The organism is Mycobacterium sp. TH-M106 (assembly GCF_057473765.1).
In genome coordinates, this window is record NZ_JBYCLE010000210.1 from 1 (window position 1) to 21,177 (window position 21,177).

At 68.3% G+C, this 21,177-nt stretch carries 23 protein-coding genes and 1 pseudogene; 12 read left to right on the forward strand and 12 right to left on the reverse strand.

From position 1 onward, the window contains the following. Positions 1-466: ParA family protein (locus AC2VOP_RS07555; protein ID WP_486960387.1), on the reverse strand; the 466-nt coding region annotated here is incomplete at its 3' end. Between the two features lie 98 nt (positions 467-564). Here AC2VOP_RS07555 and AC2VOP_RS07560 point away from each other — a divergent pair. After that, a complete protein-coding gene (locus AC2VOP_RS07560; protein WP_486960388.1) occupies positions 565-1,170 on the forward strand; it encodes an acid phosphatase in 606 nt (201 codons plus the stop codon). Then, positions 1,170-2,321 carry an isochorismate synthase gene (locus AC2VOP_RS07565; RefSeq protein WP_486960389.1) on the forward strand — a complete coding sequence of 384 codons (1,152 nt, stop codon included), beginning with the start codon at positions 1,170-1,172 and terminating at the stop codon, positions 2,319-2,321. The genes AC2VOP_RS07560 and AC2VOP_RS07565 overlap by 1 nt, the downstream gene beginning before the upstream one ends. Here AC2VOP_RS07565 and AC2VOP_RS07570 read toward each other — a convergent pair. Continuing rightward, positions 2,263-2,673: a hypothetical protein gene (locus AC2VOP_RS07570; protein ID WP_486960390.1), complete on the reverse strand. Its 411-nt coding sequence runs from the start codon at positions 2,671-2,673 to the stop codon at positions 2,263-2,265. The genes AC2VOP_RS07565 and AC2VOP_RS07570 overlap by 59 nt on opposite strands. A gap of 41 nt (positions 2,674-2,714) precedes the next feature. On the opposite strand from AC2VOP_RS07570, the gene AC2VOP_RS07575 reads away from it, so the two are divergent. Beyond that, positions 2,715-3,698 carry a diacylglycerol/lipid kinase family protein gene (locus AC2VOP_RS07575; protein WP_486960391.1) on the forward strand — a complete coding sequence of 328 codons (984 nt, stop codon included), beginning with the start codon at positions 2,715-2,717 and terminating at the stop codon, positions 3,696-3,698. Positions 3,699-3,961: 263 nt separating this feature from the next. Further along, complete coding sequence (locus AC2VOP_RS07580; protein WP_486960392.1) at positions 3,962-4,216, forward strand: WhiB family transcriptional regulator; 255 nt, start codon at positions 3,962-3,964, stop codon at positions 4,214-4,216. A 151-nt stretch (positions 4,217-4,367) separates the two neighbouring features. On the opposite strand, the gene AC2VOP_RS07585 is transcribed toward AC2VOP_RS07580, so the two are convergent. Both AC2VOP_RS07585 and AC2VOP_RS07590 read right to left on the reverse strand, forming a co-directional pair. Continuing rightward, positions 4,368-4,583 carry a biotin/lipoyl-binding carrier protein gene (locus AC2VOP_RS07585; protein WP_486954043.1) on the reverse strand — a complete coding sequence of 72 codons (216 nt, stop codon included), beginning with the start codon at positions 4,581-4,583 and terminating at the stop codon, positions 4,368-4,370. A gap of 608 nt (positions 4,584-5,191) precedes the next feature. After that, positions 5,192-5,782, reverse strand: a complete 591-nt coding sequence (locus tag AC2VOP_RS07590) for a hypothetical protein (protein WP_486960393.1) — start codon at positions 5,780-5,782, stop codon at positions 5,192-5,194. Positions 5,783-5,884: 102 nt separating this feature from the next. On the opposite strand from AC2VOP_RS07590, the gene AC2VOP_RS07595 reads away from it, so the two are divergent. Then, a complete protein-coding gene (locus AC2VOP_RS07595; RefSeq protein WP_011728008.1) occupies positions 5,885-5,959 on the forward strand; it encodes a 50S ribosomal protein bL37 in 75 nt (24 codons plus the stop codon). 138 nt (positions 5,960-6,097) lie between these two features. On the opposite strand, the gene rsrA is transcribed toward AC2VOP_RS07595, so the two are convergent. Together rsrA and AC2VOP_RS07605 are read right to left on the reverse strand one after the other, a co-directional pair. Continuing rightward, positions 6,098-6,409, reverse strand: coding sequence for a mycothiol system anti-sigma-R factor (gene rsrA / locus AC2VOP_RS07600; protein ID WP_486960394.1), 312 nt, complete (start codon positions 6,407-6,409; stop codon positions 6,098-6,100). After that, entirely contained in the window at positions 6,406-7,074 is a 669-nt protein-coding gene (locus tag AC2VOP_RS07605; protein ID WP_486960410.1) for a sigma-70 family RNA polymerase sigma factor, read from the reverse strand. Before AC2VOP_RS07605 ends, rsrA begins: the two co-directional genes overlap by 4 nt. A gap of 429 nt (positions 7,075-7,503) precedes the next feature. Between AC2VOP_RS07605 and AC2VOP_RS07610 the strand changes: the two genes are divergently transcribed. Next, positions 7,504-8,352, forward strand: coding sequence for an SDR family oxidoreductase (locus AC2VOP_RS07610; protein ID WP_486960395.1), 849 nt, complete (start codon positions 7,504-7,506; stop codon positions 8,350-8,352). Positions 8,353-8,457: 105 nt separating this feature from the next. Beyond that, a pseudogene (locus AC2VOP_RS07615) lies at positions 8,458-8,664 on the forward strand (hydrogenase); the annotation flags it as partial. A gap of 21 nt (positions 8,665-8,685) precedes the next feature. On the opposite strand, the gene AC2VOP_RS07620 reads toward AC2VOP_RS07615, so the two are convergent. The 4 genes from AC2VOP_RS07620 to AC2VOP_RS07635 form a co-directional block, all read right to left on the reverse strand. Further along, entirely contained in the window at positions 8,686-9,534 is an 849-nt protein-coding gene (locus AC2VOP_RS07620) for an enoyl-CoA hydratase/isomerase family protein (protein ID WP_486960396.1), read from the reverse strand. Beyond that, the gene (locus tag AC2VOP_RS07625; RefSeq protein WP_486960397.1) at positions 9,443-10,123 is read right to left on the reverse strand and encodes a TetR/AcrR family transcriptional regulator; all 681 of its coding nucleotides are present in this window, start codon (positions 10,121-10,123) and stop codon (positions 9,443-9,445) included. Before AC2VOP_RS07625 ends, AC2VOP_RS07620 begins: the two co-directional genes overlap by 92 nt. Before the next feature lie 52 nt (positions 10,124-10,175). Further along, positions 10,176-11,591 (reverse strand): sensor histidine kinase, encoded by a 1,416-nt coding sequence (locus AC2VOP_RS07630; protein WP_486960398.1) that lies wholly within the window; start codon positions 11,589-11,591, stop codon positions 10,176-10,178. An 82-nt stretch (positions 11,592-11,673) separates the two neighbouring features. Further along, positions 11,674-12,429 carry a response regulator transcription factor gene (locus AC2VOP_RS07635; RefSeq protein WP_486960399.1) on the reverse strand — a complete coding sequence of 252 codons (756 nt, stop codon included), beginning with the start codon at positions 12,427-12,429 and terminating at the stop codon, positions 11,674-11,676. Between the two features lie 409 nt (positions 12,430-12,838). On the opposite strand from AC2VOP_RS07635, the gene AC2VOP_RS07640 reads away from it, so the two are divergent. The 3 genes from AC2VOP_RS07640 (at position 12,839) to AC2VOP_RS07650 (ending at position 17,341) form a co-directional block, all read left to right on the forward strand. Then, a complete protein-coding gene (locus tag AC2VOP_RS07640; protein ID WP_486960400.1) occupies positions 12,839-14,161 on the forward strand; it encodes a PPE family protein, SVP subgroup in 1,323 nt (440 codons plus the stop codon). Positions 14,162-14,252: 91 nt separating this feature from the next. After that, positions 14,253-15,491 carry a PPE family protein gene (locus AC2VOP_RS07645; protein WP_486960401.1) on the forward strand — a complete coding sequence of 413 codons (1,239 nt, stop codon included), beginning with the start codon at positions 14,253-14,255 and terminating at the stop codon, positions 15,489-15,491. 176 nt (positions 15,492-15,667) lie between these two features. Then, positions 15,668-17,341 carry a PGRS repeat-containing protein gene (locus tag AC2VOP_RS07650; RefSeq protein WP_486960402.1) on the forward strand — a complete coding sequence of 558 codons (1,674 nt, stop codon included), beginning with the start codon at positions 15,668-15,670 and terminating at the stop codon, positions 17,339-17,341. On the opposite strand, the gene AC2VOP_RS07655 is transcribed toward AC2VOP_RS07650, so the two are convergent. After that, positions 17,338-18,129 (reverse strand): SOS response-associated peptidase, encoded by a 792-nt coding sequence (locus AC2VOP_RS07655; protein WP_486960403.1) that lies wholly within the window; start codon positions 18,127-18,129, stop codon positions 17,338-17,340. The genes AC2VOP_RS07650 and AC2VOP_RS07655 overlap by 4 nt on opposite strands. A 54-nt stretch (positions 18,130-18,183) precedes the next feature. Here AC2VOP_RS07655 and aroA point away from each other — a divergent pair, with 54 nt between their 5' ends. Continuing rightward, positions 18,184-19,476, forward strand: a complete 1,293-nt coding sequence (gene aroA / locus AC2VOP_RS07660) for a 3-phosphoshikimate 1-carboxyvinyltransferase (RefSeq protein WP_486960404.1) — start codon at positions 18,184-18,186, stop codon at positions 19,474-19,476. Continuing rightward, positions 19,473-20,453: a ribosome small subunit-dependent GTPase A gene (gene rsgA / locus AC2VOP_RS07665; RefSeq protein WP_486960405.1), complete on the forward strand. Its 981-nt coding sequence runs from the start codon at positions 19,473-19,475 to the stop codon at positions 20,451-20,453. Before aroA ends, rsgA begins: the two co-directional genes overlap by 4 nt. A gap of 44 nt (positions 20,454-20,497) precedes the next feature. Here rsgA and AC2VOP_RS07670 read toward each other — a convergent pair whose 3' ends face one another. Next, positions 20,498-21,097 (reverse strand): DUF6912 family protein, encoded by a 600-nt coding sequence (locus AC2VOP_RS07670; RefSeq protein ID WP_486960406.1) that lies wholly within the window; start codon positions 21,095-21,097, stop codon positions 20,498-20,500. Positions 21,098-21,177: the final 80 nt, after the last annotated feature.

A 21,177-nucleotide genomic window follows, 5' to 3' on the forward strand; every position in this document is an offset into this window, starting at 1 on the left:
CGCACTGCAGCGGCACGATCACTTCGCCGGCGGCGGTGAGGCCGTTGAGGGTGAGCACCCCCAGCGACGGTGGGCAGTCGATGATGACCACGTCGAACCGGTCCGCGGACTGGTCACTGAGTTTGGCCAGCGCACGTTGCAGCGCATACTCGCGGCCCGCTCTCATCAGGAGCATCGCCTCGGCACCGGCCAGGTCGATGTTGGCCGGCAGCAGCGTCATGCCCTCCGCGGTGGGCACCAGCGCAGCGCCCGCCTCCACCTCGCCGAGCAGCACCTCGTGCACCGAGACGGGCAGCTTGTCCGGGTCATGCCCCAGGGAGAACGTCAGACACCCCTGCGGATCGAGGTCGACGAGCAGCACCCGTCGGCCTTTCTCGGCCATCGCCGCGCCCAGCGACGCCACCGTCGTCGTCTTGGCCACGCCGCCTTTCTGGTTGGCCACAGCCAATATGCGCGTGGGTGTCACCGGCTCCGCTCCTCGGTCACAACTGCCATCCTGGCACGGGCCCGGTCCGGTGCACCGGGTAGGACGCCGACCTCTGGTGTCGTGCACAATCGGTCAGCGTGGGCGAAGCGGATCATCGGGACCATTACCGGCTGTTGCTGCTGCGCCACGGTGAGACCGAGTGGTCGAAGAGCGGGCAGCACACCGGCCGCACCGAACTGGAGCTGACCGACACCGGCCGGCGGCAGGCCGCAGCGGCCGCCAGCGTGCTGGTCGACTTGCACCTGGACCACCCGTTCGTGATCTGCAGCCCACGCCGGCGTGCCCAGGTTTCCGCCGAGCTTGCCGGGTTGTCGATCGACGAGGTCTCCGAAGATCTCGCCGAATGGGATTACGGCGACTATGAAGGGTTGACTACCGCACAGATCCGCCGAACCGAACCCGACTGGTTGGTGTGGACGCACGGCTGCCCGGGCGGCGAAAACCTCGAACAGCTGAGCGCCCGCGCCGACCGCGCCGTCGGCTTGGCGTTGCGGCACCTTGCAGCACGCGACGTGGTATTCGTCGGGCACTCGCACTTCTCCCGGGCGGTGATCACGCGCTGGCTCGAGCTGCCGCTCGGCGAAGGTATCCGCTTCGGCATGGCGACCGGGTCGATCGCGGTCTGCGGCTTCGAGCACGGGGTGCGTCAGCTCAGCGCGCTCGGGCTGACCGGACACTGGTAGTGAAGACGTCATCGACGGCACCCGAACCTGTCGAACCGGCATTTGTGTTGTCCGGACCCGACGGGACACTGGTCGCCGACGCAGTGGACGCAGCAACGGTCCGATTTTCAGAGGTCACCGCGGCGCGAGCCGCTCTGGAATCCGGTGACATACCAATACTGTTGGGCGCGTTGCCATTCGACTCGAGCAACGCCGCAGCGCTGATGGTCGCACACGGTGTGCACCGCGTCGACGCACTGCCCGACTGGCCTGACGGACCGCTGCCGCAGGCTCGCATAGCCGCGGCGATGCCGACCCCAGCCGGCCACCGTGCCCGGATCTGCCGGGTGCTCGACGAGTTGGCCGCACCGGGCACCACGCTGCGCAAGGTGGTGCTGGCCCGCACGTTGCAGCTGGTCGCCGACGCACCACTGGACACTCGCACCATCCTGCGCCGGCTCGTTGCCGCCGACCCGTCCGGCTACGGCTACCTGGTCGACCTGACCGCTGCCGGTGGCCGCCATTGCGGTGCCGCGCTGGTGGGCGTCAGCCCGGAGCTGCTGGTGGCCCGCGACGGCGACCTGGTCACCTGTCGTCCCTTCGCCGGGTCGGCGGAGCGCTCCACTGACCCGGCTGTCGACGCCGCCAACGGCGCTGCCCTGGCGGCATCGGCGAAGGATCTCCACGAGCATCAGCTGGTCGTCGACCGGCTGGGTGCCGTACTGGATCCGCTCTGCGCCGAGCTCGACATCGCGTCGGCACCGCAACTCAGCCGAACCGCCGCGGTGTGGCACCTGAGCACTGAAATCACCGGCCGACTGCGCGAAACATCCACCACCGCATTGGATCTGGCGTTGGCGCTGCATCCCACTCCGGCGGTCGGGGGAGTCCCGACCGGAGCCGCCGTCGAAGTCATCCGCGCGCTGGAGGGCGACCGGGGATTCTATGCGGGCACCGTCGGCTGGTGCGACACGAACGGCGACGGTAGATGGGTGGTGTCGATCCGGTGTGCGGAGCTTTCCCGCGACCGGCACCACGCGCTGGCCCACGCCGGCAGCGGCATTGTTGCCGGGTCCGATCCGGACAGCGAACTCGCGGAGACCACGACTAAATTCACCACGATCTTGTCGGCCCTGGGGGTTGCGCAACCCAGCGCAGCGCCGGCGGGCTGAACAGCAGCGTCAGCACGGCCAGTGCCGAACCCGCGACCGCGACGCCGTAGCCGTACCGGTGCGACCCGGCCCCCAGATACCAGGCGATCGGCAGCAGCGTCAGGTTGACGAAGACCGCGATGCCGCGACCCCACCGCCGGCCCCGCAGCAGAGCCCCCGAAGCCGCGAGCACAGCACCGCCGACCAGTGCGAACCACGCCGCGGTGGCGAAGCCGTTGACGTCGCCCTGGTCGACGCCGGCCAGCCCCCGCAACACCAGCATCGCGGCGACGATCAGGGCAGCCGCGCCCTGTGCCGCGACGATCAGCCCCGCGCCGCGCACCGCTCCCGGTACCCGGGCGACTGTGTTCACACCGCCAGGGTAGCCATCACAATCCCATACACTGGTCCGTCGTGCGTGCCGTGCTGATCGTCAACCCCAACGCCACATCGACCACTCCGGCCGGCCGCGACCTGCTGGCTCACGCGCTCAAGAGCCGCGTCGAGCTGACCATTCAGCACACCGATCACCGCGGCCACGGGACCGAGCTGGCGCGGGCTGCCGCCACCGACGGGGTGGACGTGATCATCGTGCACGGTGGTGACGGCACGGTGCACGGGGTGGTGAACGGTCTGCTGGGTCGCCCCGGGGCATTGCCGTCGGGACACGTGCCCGCGGTGGCGGTGGTGCCGGGCGGTTCGGCGAACGTCTTCGCCCGCTCCCTGGGCATCCCCGCAGACCCGATCGAAGCCACCAACCAGCTCATCGGTCTTCTCAACGGATACAGTTCCGGGCACTCTGGACGACAATGGCGCCGAATCGGCCTGATCGACTGCGGCGAGCGGTGGGCAGTTCTCAACGCCGGTATGGGCGTGGACGGCGAGGTGGTGGCCGCGGTCGAGGCCGAACGTGACAGGGGCCGCAACGTCACAGCGTTGCGCTATATCCGCACGACGGTTCCCACGCTGCTGGCCAGCACCCGCCGCCCACCGACCTTGACGCTGCAGCTACGCGACGACGACCCGGTTCCCGGAGTGCACCTCGTGTTCGTGTCCAACGCCAATCCGTGGACCTACGCCAACAGCCGGTCGGTGTGGACCAACCCCGGCTGCACCTTCGAGTCCGGAATGGGTGTGTTTGCGACCACCAGCATGAAGCTTCTGCCCACCCTCCAGGTGGTCCGGCAGATGCTGTCCAAGCGCCCGAAGCTGCGTGCCAAACACCTCATCCGCGACGACGACGTCTCCCAGCTGCAGGTCACCGCCGGGGATGCACCGATCGCCGCCCAGATCGACGGTGACTACATCGGCTTGCGCAGTGAGATGACATTCCGGGCCGTACCCGACGTCCTCAATGTTGTCGCGCCACCCGCAATGAATCTTCCGGATCTACGCTGACCTGCACTGATAGATTTTCCTGCCGGAAATTGCACACAACTAGGCCAAAGTGTAGTACAAACGGATAGCGGGGCTGGCTCGAGACTGGCTGGGGCAGCCCGACGTGAGATACACCACGGTGCTGACCGCCACTCTTGACAACCGTTCAGCCTGTGAAACGATCGAGCGATCGGATGCAAGCCGTAAAGATTTCTTGCGCCCGCGTTAACAGCCGAAGAGAACCCGAGCGCCCCGCTGCGCTCATAGTGAGGAGTTGACGACCCATGGATTGGCGGCACAAAGCGGCCTGTCGCGACGAGGATCCGGAGCTGTTCTTTCCGGTGGGGAGCAGCGGCCCGGCGCTTGCGCAGATCGCGACCGCGAAAGCGGTCTGTGCCCGGTGCCCGGTAGTCACCGAATGCCTCACCTGGGCGCTGGAAACCGGCCAGGACGCCGGCGTCTGGGGTGGAATGAGCGAGGACGAACGTCGCGCGCTCAAGCGGCGCACCGCCCGGACGAGGGCGCACACCAGAGTCTGATCCGGCTTTTGCCGACCGATGCCAGCGAGCCATCCAGCTCCGCGGACAGTAGCGTGCCGAACATGCCCAGGTGGCCGGAGTTCGCCAAGCTAAACCCGCGGGGCAGACCGTGGCCGTCGTCGTGTACCACCACGTCGCAGGAAAGTTACGGTTAGCTGATCACCGCGATCAGGTCGCCGGCCTGAATAACGTCACCCACCGATACGCTCACCTTGCTCACCGTGCCCGCGACCTCGGCCAGCACCGGGATCTCCATCTTCATCGACTCAAGCAGCACGACAGTGTCGCCCTCGCTGACCTGATCACCCTCGTGTACGACGACTTCGAGCACGCTGGCCACGATCTCCGCGCGGACATCCTCGGCCATCTTCACCCCGTTCGTCACCCATTCGGTGGTTGCGCAATTCCGTCGCCTTATCGAACCATAATTGGTGTTCACCGGCACGAGGCGGACGCGGTTCCTGGTCGGTTCACCTTCTCAGCGCCATCGCGCCGGCTGTGGCGGACGCTGTCGGCGGCCGGTTTCCGAAATAAGTGAACGTCAAGATAACTAAGCGCTTCTATAGAGCTCGACCCGTGATCGTGTCGTACTCAGGCTGTGACTCTTGAGGAGCAGTGTTACGGACGTGACTTAAGTGTTCGACGCACAGTCGGTGCGCCAGTCGAGCTGAGGAGTAGTCCGTTGTCCGTGAACATGTTTACCAACATCTTGAAAGCTCGGCGGTCACTGGCCCGGGCGACCGTCGGTGCAGGGGTTACTCTAGCCGCCATCGGCGCAATCGGCCTGGGTAACGGGGTTGCCGGGGCCGCCCCGATGCCTGCCGACGATCCACTGCCCGATCCATCGGGATCGGCCGCTGGTGTGAATGCGGCCAATGTGGCCTTCCAAGTACTCAACCGCCTATTGGATTCCTTGGTGCCCGGCCTCGGTTCACTGATGCCCTCCAGTGCCAGCTCCCTGTCATCGGATGCGGGCTACCCCGGTTCGATGTTGCCCGGTGCCGCCGCCGGCACCGCCGGCACATTGCCCGGCGCTACCGGCACCACGCTGCCGGGCACCGCTGGCACATTGCCCGGCGCCGCCGCCAGCACATTGCCCGGCGCCACCGATACGTTGCCCGGCGCCGCCGCCGGCACATTGCCCGGCACTGCCGGCACGACGCTGCCCGGCACTGCCGGCACGACGCTGCCCGGTGCCGCCGCAGGCACATTGCCCGGCGCCACCGGCACCACGCTGCCGGGCAGCACCGCCGGCACATTGCCCGGCGCCACCGGCACCACGCTGCCGGGCACGACAGCCGGCACGTTGCCCGGCACCGCCGGCACGAACAGCACCACGCTGCCCGGCACCGCCGGCACGACCTCGCCGGGCACAGCCGGCACCACCTCGCCGGGGCAGGCTACAGCGTCTCCGGCGTCACCTAGCCAGGACGGTACGGGGACAACCGGCACGACCAGTCCCGACGGATCCAGCCAGGGCCAATCCTGAACTACCAGATGTAGCCCGGTGTTGCCGTTGCCGCTCACCCAGCCCACGAATCCGTCCAAGCAGTAGGCGATCTCCACAGCACCCGCGCCCCGTCACCGCACCACCCAGTTGGCCGGTGGCCGGTGTGCACCCGCAACATGAGACACTGGCTGCCGATAAACCAGCAAGGAGGCCCAATCATGGCCAAGCGCGGCCGCAAGAAGCGCGATCGCAAGCACAGCAAAGCCAACCACGGCAAACGTCCGAATGCCTAAGGCTAACGCGAATTTCCGCGTGAGATCACCTCGGGTGTGGCGGAGTGGTAGCCGGGTGCAACGGGCCCGGAACGCGACCACCACTCCGTGCTAAGCCGTGTTAAGCCTCAATCGGTGGATCGGTGATTTCGAGCGCCATTACAGATCTCTGAGAACGTGATGGATTATCGTGGTGCGGCTGATCTGCATCAGCACCCGCTCACGTAGACCCGGTGGGGCCTTGTCGCCACCGCACTTACGGGCGATCAGCGCCTTGATCTGTTGCTCGATCCCGTAGTGCCGAAAGCAGCCGGGGCATTCCCCCAGGTGCCGACGCAGCTTCTCCTTGGTCTCGGGGGTGCATTCACCGTCCAGCAACGTCCATACCTCAGCGATCACCTGTGCACAGTCCGCGCGCGTGGATGGCTCGCCAGCGCCCGGCGAATCGCACTCTTGCGAATGATCGGTCACGACGACACCTCCTCAGCCGTCGGATTGTCGCGGATAACCCCGCGCTCCTTGGCTACATTGGTCAGCAAACTGCGCAGCTGGCGTCTGCCGCGGTGCAGCCGCGACATCACCGTCCCGATTGGCGTATCCATGATCTCGGCGATCTCCTTGTACGGGAACCCTTCAACGTCGGCGTAGTACACCGCCATCCGGAACTCTTCGGGTAACGCCTGCAGTGCCTCTTTGATCTGGGTGTCCGGCAGCGCCTCCAGCGCCTCCACCTCGGCCGACCGCAGCCCAGTCGATGAGTGCTCGGCGGTGGCAGCCAACTGCCAGTCGGTGATCTCCTCGGTGGGGTATTCCGCAGGTTTGCGTTGCTTTTTGCGGTAGCTGTTGATGTAGGTGTTGGTCAGGATGCGGTACAGCCACGCTTTGAGGTTGGTACCTTCACGGAACGATCGAAATCCGGTGTAGGCCTTAATCATCGTCTCCTGCAGCAGGTCCTCGGCGTCGGCGGGATTGCGCGTCATCCGCAGCGCACCGCCGTAGAGCTGATCCAGCAGCGGGATCGCATCACGCTCGAAACGTGCGGCCAGCTGCTCGTCGGTCTCATCGGAGCGGACTGGACCCGACGAACCCTCAGCCTGCGGCACCTCCAACCCGGGCACACCTTCGATGTCGACCATCTTGGTTACCACAATCCCTTCGGTCGCGGTGCCCGTCAGCGGCTCCACCGGTGGCTCGACCAGCATCGGAAGTTCGACATATCGAACGACCGGCTCGTCCAACATGCTGACCGCTGTTGCCACCGAACTCTCCTTCCGTCAATCCTAGGGTCACGACCGAAAATGGTTTTCGGTGGTGCGTCCAGCCGGACCGCAATGAGGTGTAGCGGCTTGTGAACCGCATCAATCAACGGCATTGACCATGGCGGTATTTCCCGTCGGCGACTCGGCCCGAACCGCCCCGCCCAGCCCGCAACCCCCGCCCGCTGATGCGCGCGGCGACCCGGGCGATCACGGCCCTGCTGGTCGCGCGGGTGCCGCCGACCGTAGGACCAGGTTCGGCTGACCCACACGGTCATCGCCGATATCGGGGCGGAATAGGGTAATGCCATGTCCCTTTCCGGTAAGACCGTGTTCATCTCCGGCGCCAGCCGCGGCATCGGGCTGGCGATCGCCAAGCGAGCCGCGCGTGACGGCGCCAATATCGCACTGATCGCCAAGACCGCCGAACCCCACCCCAAGCTGCCCGGGACCGTCTTCACCGCGGCCAAAGAGATCGAGGACGCCGGCGGGCAGGCGCTGCCCATCGTCGGCGACATCCGCGACGGGGAAGCCGTGGAAAACGCCGTGGCAGCAACCGTCGAGCAGTTCGGCGGTGTCGATATCTGCGTCAACAACGCCTCGGCGATCAACTTGGGGTCGATCACCGAGGTGCCGCTGAAAAGGTTCGACCTGATGAACGGCATCCAGGTGCGCGGTACTTACGCAGTGTCACGGGCCTGCATCCCGCACATGTTGGGCCGGGCCAATCCACACATCCTGACGCTGTCACCGCCGATCCGGTTGGAGCCCAAGTGGCTCAAGCCGACCGCCTACATGATGGCCAAGTTCGGGATGACGCTGTGCGCACTGGGTATGGCCGAGGAATTGCGGGCAGTGGGGATCGCCTCCAACACGCTATGGCCACGCACCCTGATTGCCACCGCCGCGGTACAGAACCTGCTCGGCGGCGACGAGGCGATGGCCCGAGCGCGCAAGCCCGACGTGTACGCCGACGCCGCCTACGTGATCCTCAACAAGCCCGCCGCCGACTACACGGGCAACACGGTGCTCTGCGAGGACATCCTGGTGGAGTCGGGGGTGACCGACCTGTCGGTGTACGACTGCACGCCCGGCGGCGACCTCGGGGTCGACCTGTGGGTGGACTCGGTCAACCCGCCGGGATACCGCGCGCCCTAGCGTGCGGCTGCCCCGTCGACCGGCGCGACGCCGAATTCGTTGACAAGCTTGGTGGAAACCACTGCGCGCGACACCGCGCCGATAGAGTTCCGTCATGCAGACACTTCTGCGGCGCTGATCGTCTACGCCGCGTATGCGAACTGGCTGGCGACACTGCTCGCAGCGGCATGGGGCGCGGGCCGCAAACTCGCACCGATCGCCGCGGCTAACCTCGACGCCTTCCCGGCAAAGGGGGGATTGGTCAACTTCCTATTGGTGTCGCTCGCGTTGTCCGCCGTGGTGGGCGTGGGCATCCTCATCGTCGGGCTCTGACGGGATAGCGCGGGTTACCAGCTAGGAAAGTCCAGCCAGCATGGTGTGCACGCTGTCGGCGAACGCAGCGGTGGTGAAGCAGGTGGGTTCGGCGAATTCCTCCAGGGTCAGCGCGTCGTTCCAGCTGGCGTCGGCCGCGGCACGCAGCAGTGGCTTGGTCATCGCCACTGCATGCGCCGGCATCGCGGCGACTCGTGAGCACCACTCGTCGGCGGTAGCGAGCAGCTTGTCGTGCGCGACCACCTGCTGCACAAGTCCCAGCCGTTGTGCGGTGTGCGCGTCGATGTGCTCCCCGCGCAGGTAGTACGCGAGCGCCCCCTGGTAGCCGAGGCGGCGGGTCAGCGCCCAGCTGGTGCCGACCTCGGGCAGCAGGCCGAGCCGGCCGAACGCGGGCACGATCACCGCGCGCTCGCTGGCGATGGTGAGGTCACAGGTCAGCGCCCAGGCCAGGCCCACACCAGCGGCGGCGCCGTTGAGTGCAGCCACGAAGATAGTGTCCGACCCGGCGATAAGCCTTGCGACGCCGCCGAATTCGCGACGGATCCATCGCCACACGTCGGCGACGCCCTCCGGAGGTGGATCGGTGCGCTGCTCGGTGACGGCGCGCATCATCTGCAGATCGCCACCGGCGCTAAAGCCTGGGTCAGCACCGGTCAATACGACGCTACGAACAGCGGGGTCGGCTACGAGTTCCCCTAGGGCGCGTCGCAGTTGACGCACCAGCGGCGCCGACAATGCGTTGAGCCGGTCCGGTTCGTCGAGAGTCACCACTGCACGGTCATTGCGGTGCTCGACGTGGACACGGCGGGGGGCTTGCGCGTCGTCGCCTTCGGCGATTAACCGGTCGTAGAGAGATTCCGCCATGGTCATCCTCCTCACTCCCCTTGGCGCGCAACGCCGCCCACGCGGCGTCGGCGAAGATCTTGACCGTTCCGCGCGGCATTTTGGGTTCGCCGCCGGCGATCCAGTAACGGGTGAACTCCTGCGCTGGACCCAGCCAGAGTGCGGCAGTGATGCCCGGTCGCATCGGCTGCAGCGCCCCGTAGCTATGGTGCGGCCGCCACCAGTCGCGAATGGCGGAGAAGAACTCCCGGTTGGCATCCCGCAACGCCGCACTGTCGAGCCGGTCGCCTAGCAGCAGGCCGGCCTCACCCCGATGGGCGGCCACCCAGCACAAGTGATGTTCGACCCCGCCCCTAATCCCTGCCTGGGCGGTGGCCGCCCGCTGTAATGCGGCGATGAATCCGGTCTGGTACTCACTCATCGTCTCGGCGTACACTGCCGCGGCCAGCGCAGCCTTGTCGGGGAAGTGGTGGTACAAGGCGCCGACACTGACCTCGGCCTGCTGCCGGATATCGTCGAGAGTCGCGACCAGTGCGCCCTCGGCTGCGAACCGGCGTCGGGCCACTTCCAGCAGTCGCGTACGTGCTTCGGCACCCGGCAGATTCGCCTTTGACACGAGAAATACTCTACTCACACCGAGGAATCCTCTGTCAATGGTTGATTGGCGCTCACAGCATCACCGGAACCGTGAAGCGGAAGCAGGCGCCGCCTTCGTGCGGTATGCAGACCAGGTCGCCGCCGTGCGCGCGGGCGAGCGCGCGGGCAATCGGCAAGCCGAGACCCGCACCGCCGTAATCGCGGCCGCGGGCCGTGTCCAACCGGACCAGCCGGTCGAAAATGCGCTCTTGGGCTTCGCTGGGGATGCCGATACCGGTGTCGGTGACGGTGATCTCAGCGGTCGCACCGTGGTGCCGGACGTCTACAGTGATGTACCCGCCGGGCGGCGTGCAGCGGCGGGCGTTGTCGAGCAGGTTGGACAGTATCTGCGCCACCCGCGTCGGATCCACCCGGGCCCGAAGCGTGGCGAGCCCGGCGCGGTCGACGTTCAACTGGGGAGCCAGCAGTGCGGCTCGGTCGACTTCAGTGTCGACGATCCCTACTAGATCGGTGTCTTTAAGGTCCAGCGGCAACCCGGCGTCGATGTAGCTCAGCTCCAGCATGTCGGTGACCAGCCGGGTGGCCTGGCGCGCTTCGGCCAGCAGCAGAGTGGCGCGGCGGTGCTGGCGGCGGACGGCAGATTCGGTGGTGTCGGTGACGTCCCGGCCGGCGTTGCTGATGATCTGCTCAGCAGCGGCCTGAATGCCGGCGATCGGGGTGCGTAGCTCATGGGCGGCGTCGGCGAGGAACCTCCGTAGCGCCGCCTCCGCCCGCTGCGCCCCCTCGGCAGCGCGCTGGGCCCGCTGCTCGGAGGCCTCCAACGCGTCGAGCATGTCGTCGAAAGCACTGGCGGCGCGACCGAGTTCGGTGCCCGCACGGTCGGGGCGAAGCCGTCGGCCCCGATCCCCGGTGGTGATGTCGCGGGCCAGCTCGGTCAGCCGATTCAGCGGTGCCAGCGTGGCCCGGCCGGCCACCATCAGCAGCACGGCGGCCAGGATCAGAGTGGCCGCACCGGCGCCGGCCATCAGGTGGCGCAGCCGGCGCAGCGTCTCGGCAGCCTCGGTAGAGTCGGCGACCAGGATCACCCGCCCGCCGCCCGCCAGCGGATGCACCACCACGGTGGCGGTCTCGTCGGGCTCCAAGGGGGGCGGTGGAAGGGTGGACCCTGTGGTGGCGTCGGGTTCGATCGCCGGGTCGCCGTAGCTGGCACCGTCAGCAGTAACGACCAACGCCGAGACGATGCCGCCGTTGAGCTGGTCGGCCAACACCTCCGGCGGTGTGTGCAGCGCGACCAGGGCATCGGCGCGTGTGGTGGCCACCGTCAGCCGCTCGTGCAAGCTCCGGCTCGCCTGCCTTTCCAGGGTGACGTTGATGACGATGCCGACAGCCAGCATAAGCGCCGCCAGCAACCCCACCACCACCACCGTCAACCGGCACCACAGCGACGGCGTTGCGGTAACCGCTTCGGGCTGTTGAACAGCGCTCATGAGCGGCAGCGATGCTGAGGAGTGGCGCTCATTGGCCGCGCCGGCGACGATGCAGAGCGGCAGCGATGCTGAGGAGTGGCGCTCATTGGCCGCGCAACTGTAGACGGTAACCGATACCGCGAACGGTGTGCAGGATCCGGGGCCCGTGCGCCTCGAGCTTCTGCCGCAACCCGCTGACATGCACCTGCACCAGGTTCGGGTCGTAGGCCTCATACCCCCATACCGCGTTGAGGATCTGCGTGGCGCTCACGATCCGGCCGCGCTGTTCGACGAAGTAAATGAGCAGTCGCAGCTCGGTGGCCGTCAGGCCCAACTGGTGCCCGGCGCGGGAGGCAACCCCGGCCTCGACGTCGACCATCAGGTCAGCGAACTGCACCGCGGCCGGTAGACGTCCCCGGCGGCGTAGCACCGCACCCACCCGAGACACCAGTTCGGCTAGTTCGAAGGGTTTCACCACGTAGTCGTCGGCGCCGCTGTCCAGGCCGCGTAGCCGGTCGGGCAGCCCGTCACGCGCGGTGAGCAGCACGATCCCGACCTCACCCCATTGAAGGATCACGTCGATCAGGGCGAAACCGTCGCGGCCCGGCAGCATCACGTCCAGCACCACCAGGTCCGGACGGAACCCGTCGAGCACCTCCTCCAGCTCGTCCCCATCCGGCCGGGTACTGGTGAGATAACCGGCGTCGGTCAGCGCCTCGCTGACCATTTCGCGGATCGTCTCGGAATCCTCAACCACGAGCACGCGTGGTATGCCCACGCTGAACTCTTCGGTGCTGCGCGCCGACGGATTGGCGCCGCCACCTCGCCGGGAGCGAGTAGAAGTTCGGCTTGGGTCCATTGGGTCCATTGGGTCCATTGGGTCCATGAGGTCCATTGGGTTCATGGTCGTTGGGTCCATTTACTGACACCGTATCGCCGCGAATGTTCGAACCCGTCTGAATCGGCTGGGTGAGTTGTCGACGTTCCTCTCACCACAGGCTCTTCAGGTTCACTTCAACTTAGTTGATTAGCGTCCGGGAATCGACAGCCGTCGGCATTGGAACACCACGTGGGCCATGATGCCGGCGGTTGGTGTGTGACCTCCCCGGGCCCTATCGATCAGAGTCAAGCCGGGGGCAGGAGAAGTGCCCTTGACACTCGCGGCGACACGGTCGGCGAACTGGCACTAGGCCTGGCACCAGACCTGGCACTAGCCCTGGCACCAGGCACTGCCGATCACCACCGACTGATTACGGAGGCAAAGAGCAATGAATTTCGCGATGTTACCGCCGGAGGTCAACTCGGCCAGAATGTATTCCGGCGCGGGACCAGGCCCGATGCTGGCCGCCGCGTCGTCCTGGGATGCCCTAGCCGTCGAACTGCATGCAGTCGCGATGGCCTACGAATCAGTGATCGCCGAACTGGACACCGGCTGGTCCGGGCCGAGCGCAACCGCGATGGCCGCCGCTGCCGCGCCCTATGCGCAGTGGATGCACACCACCTCCGCGCAGGCTGAGCAGACCGCCGCCCACGCCAAAGCCGCGGCCGCCGCCTACGAAACCGCGTTCGCGATGACCGTGCCGCCCTCAGCCGTCGCAGCCAACCGCGCCCGGTTGATGTCGCTGCTGGCGACAAACCTGCTGGGTCAGCACACCGTGGCGATCGCGGCCACCGACGCCCAGTACGCCGAGATGTGGGCCCAGGACACCGCGGCTATGTACCACTATGCGCACAGCGCCGCGGCGGCGTCGAGGCTCACGGCGTTCACCGAACCGCCGCAGACGACAAATCCGGCCGGGCCGGCAGCCCAGTCCGGCGCAGTCGGCCAGGCCACGGCGGCAGTGGCCGCCAGCCACACCGGCACCGTCACCTCGGTGATAACGCAGGCCCTGCAAGCCCTGGCGTCACCGGCGGCCGCCACCTCGGCATCAGCCGCGCCAGCCGGGCTTAACGCACTTGCGCCAGCCCTGGCTATCGACCCTGGCATAGCCATTGACCTCGTTGCTCTGGCCTCAAGTCTCTTCGGCACCTTCGTCATCGACGCCGCGGGGACCTTCGGCGTCGACATGGCCGGCACCTTCGGCATCGACCTGATCGGCGTCGGCGAGATCGGGACAGAATTGCCGGAGTTACTGCCCCTCGAGGAGCTCGTCAACTCGGCGACTCCGGTAGCCGCGGGCCTGGGCGAAGCGGCGACGCTCGGCACATTGTCGGTGCCGCCGGCCTGGAGCGTGGCGGCACCGCCGATAATCCCACAGATCGGCGTGCCGTTGTCCGCCGCATCGGCGATCGCGGCGAGCGAAACGGCGCTCCCCCTCGGCGAAATGGCCACGGCAGCGCTGGCCGGACGAGCCACGGCAGCAGTCGGCCGAGGCCGCCGCGACCGTGCCGGCATGACGGCTCGTAAACGCCCGGCACTGGCGCAGCAGCCCGAGCTGCCACCACAGCAGCCGGTTCAGCCGGAGCGGTTGGCGAACGGCCCGATCACGAAAATCGCCGGCGAACTGCGGGAGTTGGCCGAACTCCGCGATTCCGGAATCTTGACCGAAGACGAGTTCACCGAAGAGAAACGTCGGCTGCTGGGCCGATGACTGGCGTGACTGTCACATTGCGTCGTCACACCGAAAAGCCGTTGCGAGCAATGTCTCCGGGACTAACAAAGCCAAGCCGGCCGTGTTAGCAATGGATTTCGCGCTGTTACCGCCCGAGGTCAACTCGGGCAGAATGTATGCCGGTCCCGGCCCGGGGCCGTTGCTGGCCGCCGCGACATCCTGGGATGCCCTCGCCGCCGAACTGCAAACGGCGGGGACGGCCTGTGAATCGGTGATCGCTGAACTGAGCAACGCCTGGTCCGGGCCCAGCGCAACCGCTATGGCCGCTGCGGCCGCACCGTATGCGACGTGGATGCACACCACCTCCGCGCAGGCCGAACAGACCGCCGTCCAAGCCAAAGCCGCGGCCGCCGCCTACGAAACCGCGTTCACGATGACCGTGCCGCCACCGGTCGTCGCGGCCAACCGCACACAGCTGATGTTGTTGCTGGCGACAAACTTCCTGGGTCAGAACACCCCCGCGATCGCTGCCACCGAAGCCCATTACGCGCAGATGTGGGCTCAGGACGCCGCGGCCATGTACGGCTACGCGCACAGCGCCACGGCGGCCTCAAGACTGACGGCGTTCACCGAACCGCCGCAAACCACCAACCCGACCGGGTCCGCAGGCCAGGCCGGTGCAGCAGGCCACGCGGTGACGCACGCTCTGCAGGGCCTGGCATCGCCGGCCAGCGTGACGTCACCACTCAACGGATCGACCCTACTGACCACGCTGGCACCGGCCGCAGCTGGACCTGCTACCGTCCTAGGCCTGGCCGGTGCCGATCTCCTCACCGAGGCTATCGGGACGTTCGGCATGGACGTGCTCGGCACTTTCCTCATCGACGCGCTCGGTGCGGTCGAGTACGCTGACGTGCTCCTCCCTTTGGAGCTCGCGGGCTCGGTGACCCCGGTAGCGGCCGGCTTGGGCGAGGCCGTCGTGCTCAGCGGGTTATCGGTGCCTCAGGCCTGGACCGTGGCGGCCGCGTCGGTAACCCAACCGGCCGGCGCACCGTTGCCCGCCGCTATCGGCGCGGCGGCGCCTGTGATCGAAACGGCCGCCCCCGTCGCCGGGATAGCGGCGGCGGGTCTGGCCGGGCGGGCCACCGCGGCTATCGGCCGTGGCGATCGCGACCGTGCAGGCAGGCCTCGGCAACACCCGGCGCCGCCGCAGCTGGCACCACAATGGTCCGAGCACCCGCAGCGACTGCCGTACGCCCTGTTGCTGGGGATCGACATCGAACTGCGGGAATTGGCAGAGCTGCGCGAAGCCCGGGTCTTGACCGACGACGAATACACCCAGCAGAAACGGCGCCTGTTCGGTCGGTAGCGTTCGGCTTCCGCGGTCGACCGGCCACGTGGGCCGGTCGTTGCCGGTGTTGCCGGGCACTGTCCGTGATGACCGCCGATCGTTTGACACCCTCCCCGCGGCGTGATTACATTGCCGAGCCTGGGGCCCGCAGATCTCTCAGTCTCAAGCAGTCGTCAAACATCGGGGACATACAAATGGCTCGTCAACGATTCATGGGAAATAGCCGTCAATCCGTCCAGAACAAGGGACGTCGACGTGGTCGCCGGGTACTCGGCGCAGGCGCAGCGGCGGGGGCGTTTCTGGCCTTCGGCCTGACCCCGCTGGCCACCGCACCTCCAGCCCAGGCCGACGAGTTCGATTGGCTCGCTGATCTTTTCGATCCCTCCGCGTGGATCACTCCCGATGCCGCACCGTTGTTGGGCGCGGATGGCTTCAGTGACCAATCGGTCGGTGGCCTGCTCAACTTCCTCGACGGCGGCGACCCGACCGCCGCGTTCTACACCTCGCTGCACACCGGCATCGAGAGCTGGATCAACAACCCGATCGGCAAGGTCGTCGACGGGCTCATCAACACGGCGTCCGGGCAGTTTCTGATCGGTAACGGTGCCGACGGAACCGCAGGCGATCCCACCGGTGGTGCCGGCGGGTTGTGGTTCGGCGACGGCGGCAATGGCTACGACAGCACGACCCCCGGCGTCGACGGCGGGGCCGGCGGGGACGCCGGACTCTTCGGCAACGGCGGCGACGGCGGCGCCGGCGGACCCGGTGCCGACGGCGGCGCCGGCGGCACCGGCGGCACCGTCATGGGCGTCGGCGGTACCGGCGGCACCGGCGGCACCGGTGATGCCAGCATCAACGGCGGTGTCGGCGGTGACGGCGGAGCGGGCGGCGCCGGGGAAGGCTCGCAGTACGGCGTCGGCGGGACCGGCGGCACCGGCGGTGAAGGCCTCTCCGACACCGGCGACAGTGAAGGCAGTTCCGCTACCGACACCGCTGACGGCGGCGCCGGCGGCGACGGGGGTAAAGGCTCGACGATCGGCGGTGACGGCGGCGCCGGCGGCGCTGGTGGTGCCGCCACCGCTAACGGCGCCAGTGGTATCGCCACCGCCGCCGACGGCGGCGAAGGCGGAACCGGCGGAACCGGGCCCATCGGTGGCGCCGGGGGCGCCGGCGGTGCCGGCGGCGCCGCTACCGCCAACGGCATGGGCGGCCAGGCCACCGCCGGCAACGGCGGTGGTGGTGGCACCGGCGGGGTCGGCAGCGTCACCACCGGCGGTGACGGTGGCGCTGGCGGCGCCGGCGGGATCGCCACGGCCAACGGCCACTATGGCACCGCTACCAGCGGTAACGGCGGCACCGGCGGAACTGGCGGTGACGGCAAGGTCACCGGCGGTAACGGCGGAGCCGGCGGGGCCGGCGGCGCTACCGACACCACCAACGGCTCAGGCGGCTACGCCACCGGCGGCAACGGTGGCGATGGTGGTACCGGCGGTAATGGTGCATTCAGTGGTAAGGGGGTCGGTGGTAACGGCGGTGTCGGTGGTGCCGGCGGCGAAGCCACGTCCCACGGCTCCGATGGCATCGCTGATGGCGGCAACGGCGGCACCGGCGGCACCGGCGGTGACGGCGTGACCGGTGGCCACGGCGGTGACGGCGGCGCCGGCGGCGACACCAGGACCACCGGTGCCGGCGGCGTCTCGACTGCCGGTGACGGCGGAAACGGCGGTGACGGCGGGGCCGTCGCCGGGGCGCCCGGTGCGGGCGGTGCCGCCGGAACCGCGATGGCGACCGGACCCGGCGAAGCGACCGACGGCTCGCCCGGCTCACCCGGCTCGACCGGCGGCAACACTCTGCCCGGGTCGCCTTAGAGCAGCGTCGCTTGCTCGGGCTGCGCCTCGACCGGTTCGATCAGTTCCGGCCCGTTGTTTCGCACGTTGTTGACCAGGGACGACACTTCACGTAGCGCGATGGCGCGGACGTCCGGCGAGTGGGTCAACAGCTCAGCAGCCGGCGGCGCGTCCGGATCCATCCAGGCATCCCAGGCGCTTTCGGGCAGCATCAGCGGCATCCGGTCGTGGATCGCGGCGAGTTCGCCGACCGCGTCGGTGGTGATGATCGTGCAACTCAACAACGGCTCGACGGATCGGTCGTCCGGGTTCTTCCAGACCGACCACAGCCCTGCCACGAACAGCAGCTCGCCGTCGTCACGGCAGGCGTAGAACGGGGTTTTGCGGGCCTTTCTGCCCGCCGGCGGGTCCGGGTCGACGCGCCACTCGTAGAAGCCGTCCATCGGGATCAGGCAGCGCTTGTGTTGGGCACTCGACCGGAACATCGACGAGGTGGTGACCTTGTTGGCGCGGGCGTTGATCGGCCGCGGCCCGCTGCGCTCGGGCGTGCCGTCGGGACCGGCCTTGGTCCACGGCGGCACCAGCCCCCACCGCATCAGCCGGACCCGCCGGGTCGGCTGGTCGTCGGGCTCGGCGTGCCGACTGACCACTGTGGCGATAGCAGCGGTGGGGGCCACGTTGTAATTGGGCGGATAGGGCCAGGCATAGGCCTCCGACTCCGCTACCGTGGCCGCCGCTGCTTCGTTGATCGCCCCGATCTGCTCGGCCAGCAGCGCCGGGTCGGTGGTCATCGCGAAACGCCCGCACATGCCTCCATGGTGGCAGAGACGGCCCGACCGGCCCGGACGGGTGATGATAGAGGAGTGACCACCTGGCCGGCGCCGACGAACCCGACACCCGTCCACGCGACGGTCACCGTGCCCGGCTCGAAATCGCAGACAAACCGGGCGCTGGTGCTCGCAGCGCTGGCGGCCACGCACGGGCGCGGGGCGAGCACGCTCAGCGGCGCACTGCGCAGCCGCGACACCGATCTGATGATCGACGCGCTGCGCGCCCTGGGCCTGTGGGTCGAGGTGATCGGCCATCATGTGACGATCAGCGGTGGGCTCTCCCCGGGCACCAACGCCCGGGTGGACTGCGGCCTGGCCGGCACGGTGCTGCGCTTCGTGCCGCCGCTGGCCGCACTGGGCACCGCGACCGTCGCCTTCGACGGTGACGAGCAGGCCCGGGCCCGGCCGATCGCACCGCTGCTGGACGCGCTGCGCGACCTGGGCATCGACGTCGATGGTGCCGGGCTGCCGTTTTCGGTCCGCGGCGCCGGGTCGGTCGCCGGCGGCACGGTGACGATCGACGCTTCGGCGTCCTCGCAGTTCGTCTCCGGGCTGCTGCTGTGCGGGGCGGCGTTCACCGACGGGCTGACCGTGCTGCACACCGGCCCGGTGCTGCCGTCCGCTCCGCACGTCGCCATGACGGTGGCGATGCTGCGACAGGCGGGGGTCGACGTCGACGACGCGACCCCGAACCGGTGGCGGGTGCACCCCGGCGCGGTCGCGGCCCGCCACTGGGCTATCGAACCCGATCTGTCCAACGCCGTACCGTTCCTGGCCGCGGCGGCGGTATGCGGCGGAAGCGTGCGCATCACCGGCTGGCCGGTCGCCAGCATTCAGCCCGCCGATCTGATCTCCGGTTTCCTGGAGAATCTGAATTCCGTTGTCATACAATCCGATTCATATCTCGAGGTACGGGGGTCCGGGATGTATCACGGCTTCGACGTCGACCTTCACGACGTAGGCGAGCTGACACCGGCGCTGGCCGCGCTGGCGGCGCTGGCCGTTGAGGGGTCGGTGTCGCGGCTCACCGGCATCGCACATCTTCGCGGCCACGAAACCGACCGGCTGGCCGCGCTCACCACCGAGATCAACCGCCTCGGCGGCGACTGCGCACAGACGCCCGACGGGCTGGTGGTCACCGCGACACCGCTGCACTCCGGAGTCTGGCGCGCCTACGCCGATCACCGGATGGCGACGGCCGGTGCGATCGTCGGCCTGCGGGTGCCCGGGGTGCAGGTGGACGACATCGCCGCCACCGGCAAGACGCTGCCCGATTTTCCACGGTTGTGGGCCGACATGCTAGCCGGTGTGGAGCCGCGCAGTTGAGGCCCGGCGACTACGACGAGTCCGACGTCAGAATCCGCTCCGGCCGCGGATCCCGGCCGCGAACCAAGATCCGCCCGGAACACGCCGGCGCGAGCCAGGCCATGGTGGTCGGCGTCGACCGTGGCCGCTGGGCCTGCGCACTCGACCGCGATCCGCGCCGGGGTGTCACCGCCATGCGAGCTCGCGAACTGGGCCGCACGCCGATCGTCGTCGGCGACGACGTCGACCTGGTCGGCGACCTGTCCGGCCGACCGGACACCCTAGCTCGCATCGTACGGCGGCGGCCGCGACGAACGATGTTGCGGCGCACCGCCGATGACACCGATCCGACCGAGCGGGTGGTGGTCGCCAACGCCGACCAGCTGCTGATCGTGGTGGCCCTGGCCGACCCTCCGCCGCGCACCGGATTGGTCGACCGGACACTGATAGCGGCCTACGCCGGCGGTATCACCCCGATCCTTTGCCTGACCAAGACCGACCTCGCCCCGGCAGCGCCGTTCGCCGGCCACTTCGCCGACCTCGACCTCACCATCGTCACCGCGGGCCGCGACGACCCGCTGGACGCCGTCGCCCCGCTGCTGATCGGCAAAGTGACTGTGCTGCTGGGTCATTCCGGGGTGGGTAAGTCAACCCTGGTGAATCGTCTTGTGCCAAAAGCAGGCCGGGCGGTCGGAGAGGTCACCGGCGTCGGCAAGGGCCGGCACACGTCGTCGCAGTCGGTGGCGCTGCCGCTGGGGGACTCCGGCTGGGTGATCGACACCCCGGGCGTCCGCTCGTTCGGCCTGGCCCACATCGCACCCGACGACGTGCTTTTGGCATTCGCCGATCTGGCCGAAGCGATCGCCGACTGCCCGCGTGGCTGCGGGCATATGGGGCCCCCCGCCGACCCGGACTGTGCACTGGACACCCTGGTCGGGCCGGGTGCGCGTCGCGTCGCGATCGCCCGCCGCCTGCTGGCGGTGCTCAGGGAAAGGTGATCGGGAAAGATGACGACATTGCCGAGGAACCGCCCGCCCGCCCGTCAGAGCAGTTCGAACAGGAACGGCAGCTCCTGGACGGCATACCAGGCCAGGTCGTGATCTTGGGCGTCGCCGACGGCCAGTTCGGCGTCCTGGTCACCTAGATCGGCCTCGTCGATGACGGCCACCGCCGCGGCCACCGCGGGCTCGGCCGCGGCGGTGTCCACATAGGCGGCGACGACGTCGTCGAGCCCAACGGACCCCAGAACCCGGACGACGGCGTCGTCTAGGTCCGGGCGGGCAGTGACACCGGCCGGGTCGTCGATGTCAGCGACCAGCACCGCCCGCCGGACGGGCAGCGCGTCCGGGTCAGACAGGGCACCCGGGGTCCCACCGGATCCCGCTGAGCCCAGCAGCCGCAACGACGCCAGCGCCGCCTCGGCCAGCGCGACCTCGGCGAGCTCGTCGTCGCCGCCTTGCGCATAGGCTTCGCGCAGTGTCGGTGTCACCGCGAACGCGGTACCGTTGACCGGCCGCATTGACCCGTCGGCGATGAGCTGACGCAGCATCGCCAGGGTCGCCGGGATGTAGATCCGCACGAGGCAGACCTTATCCCGGGCGAAGTGACCGCTGTCGATTGCTGTCGCGAACTTGGGTCGCATTTTTGTCAACTTTCCTTATTGCACGGGGACTTCAGCAAGGAGTAACTTCCACGGTCACCAAGGGTTTGTCGCCGTCGGGC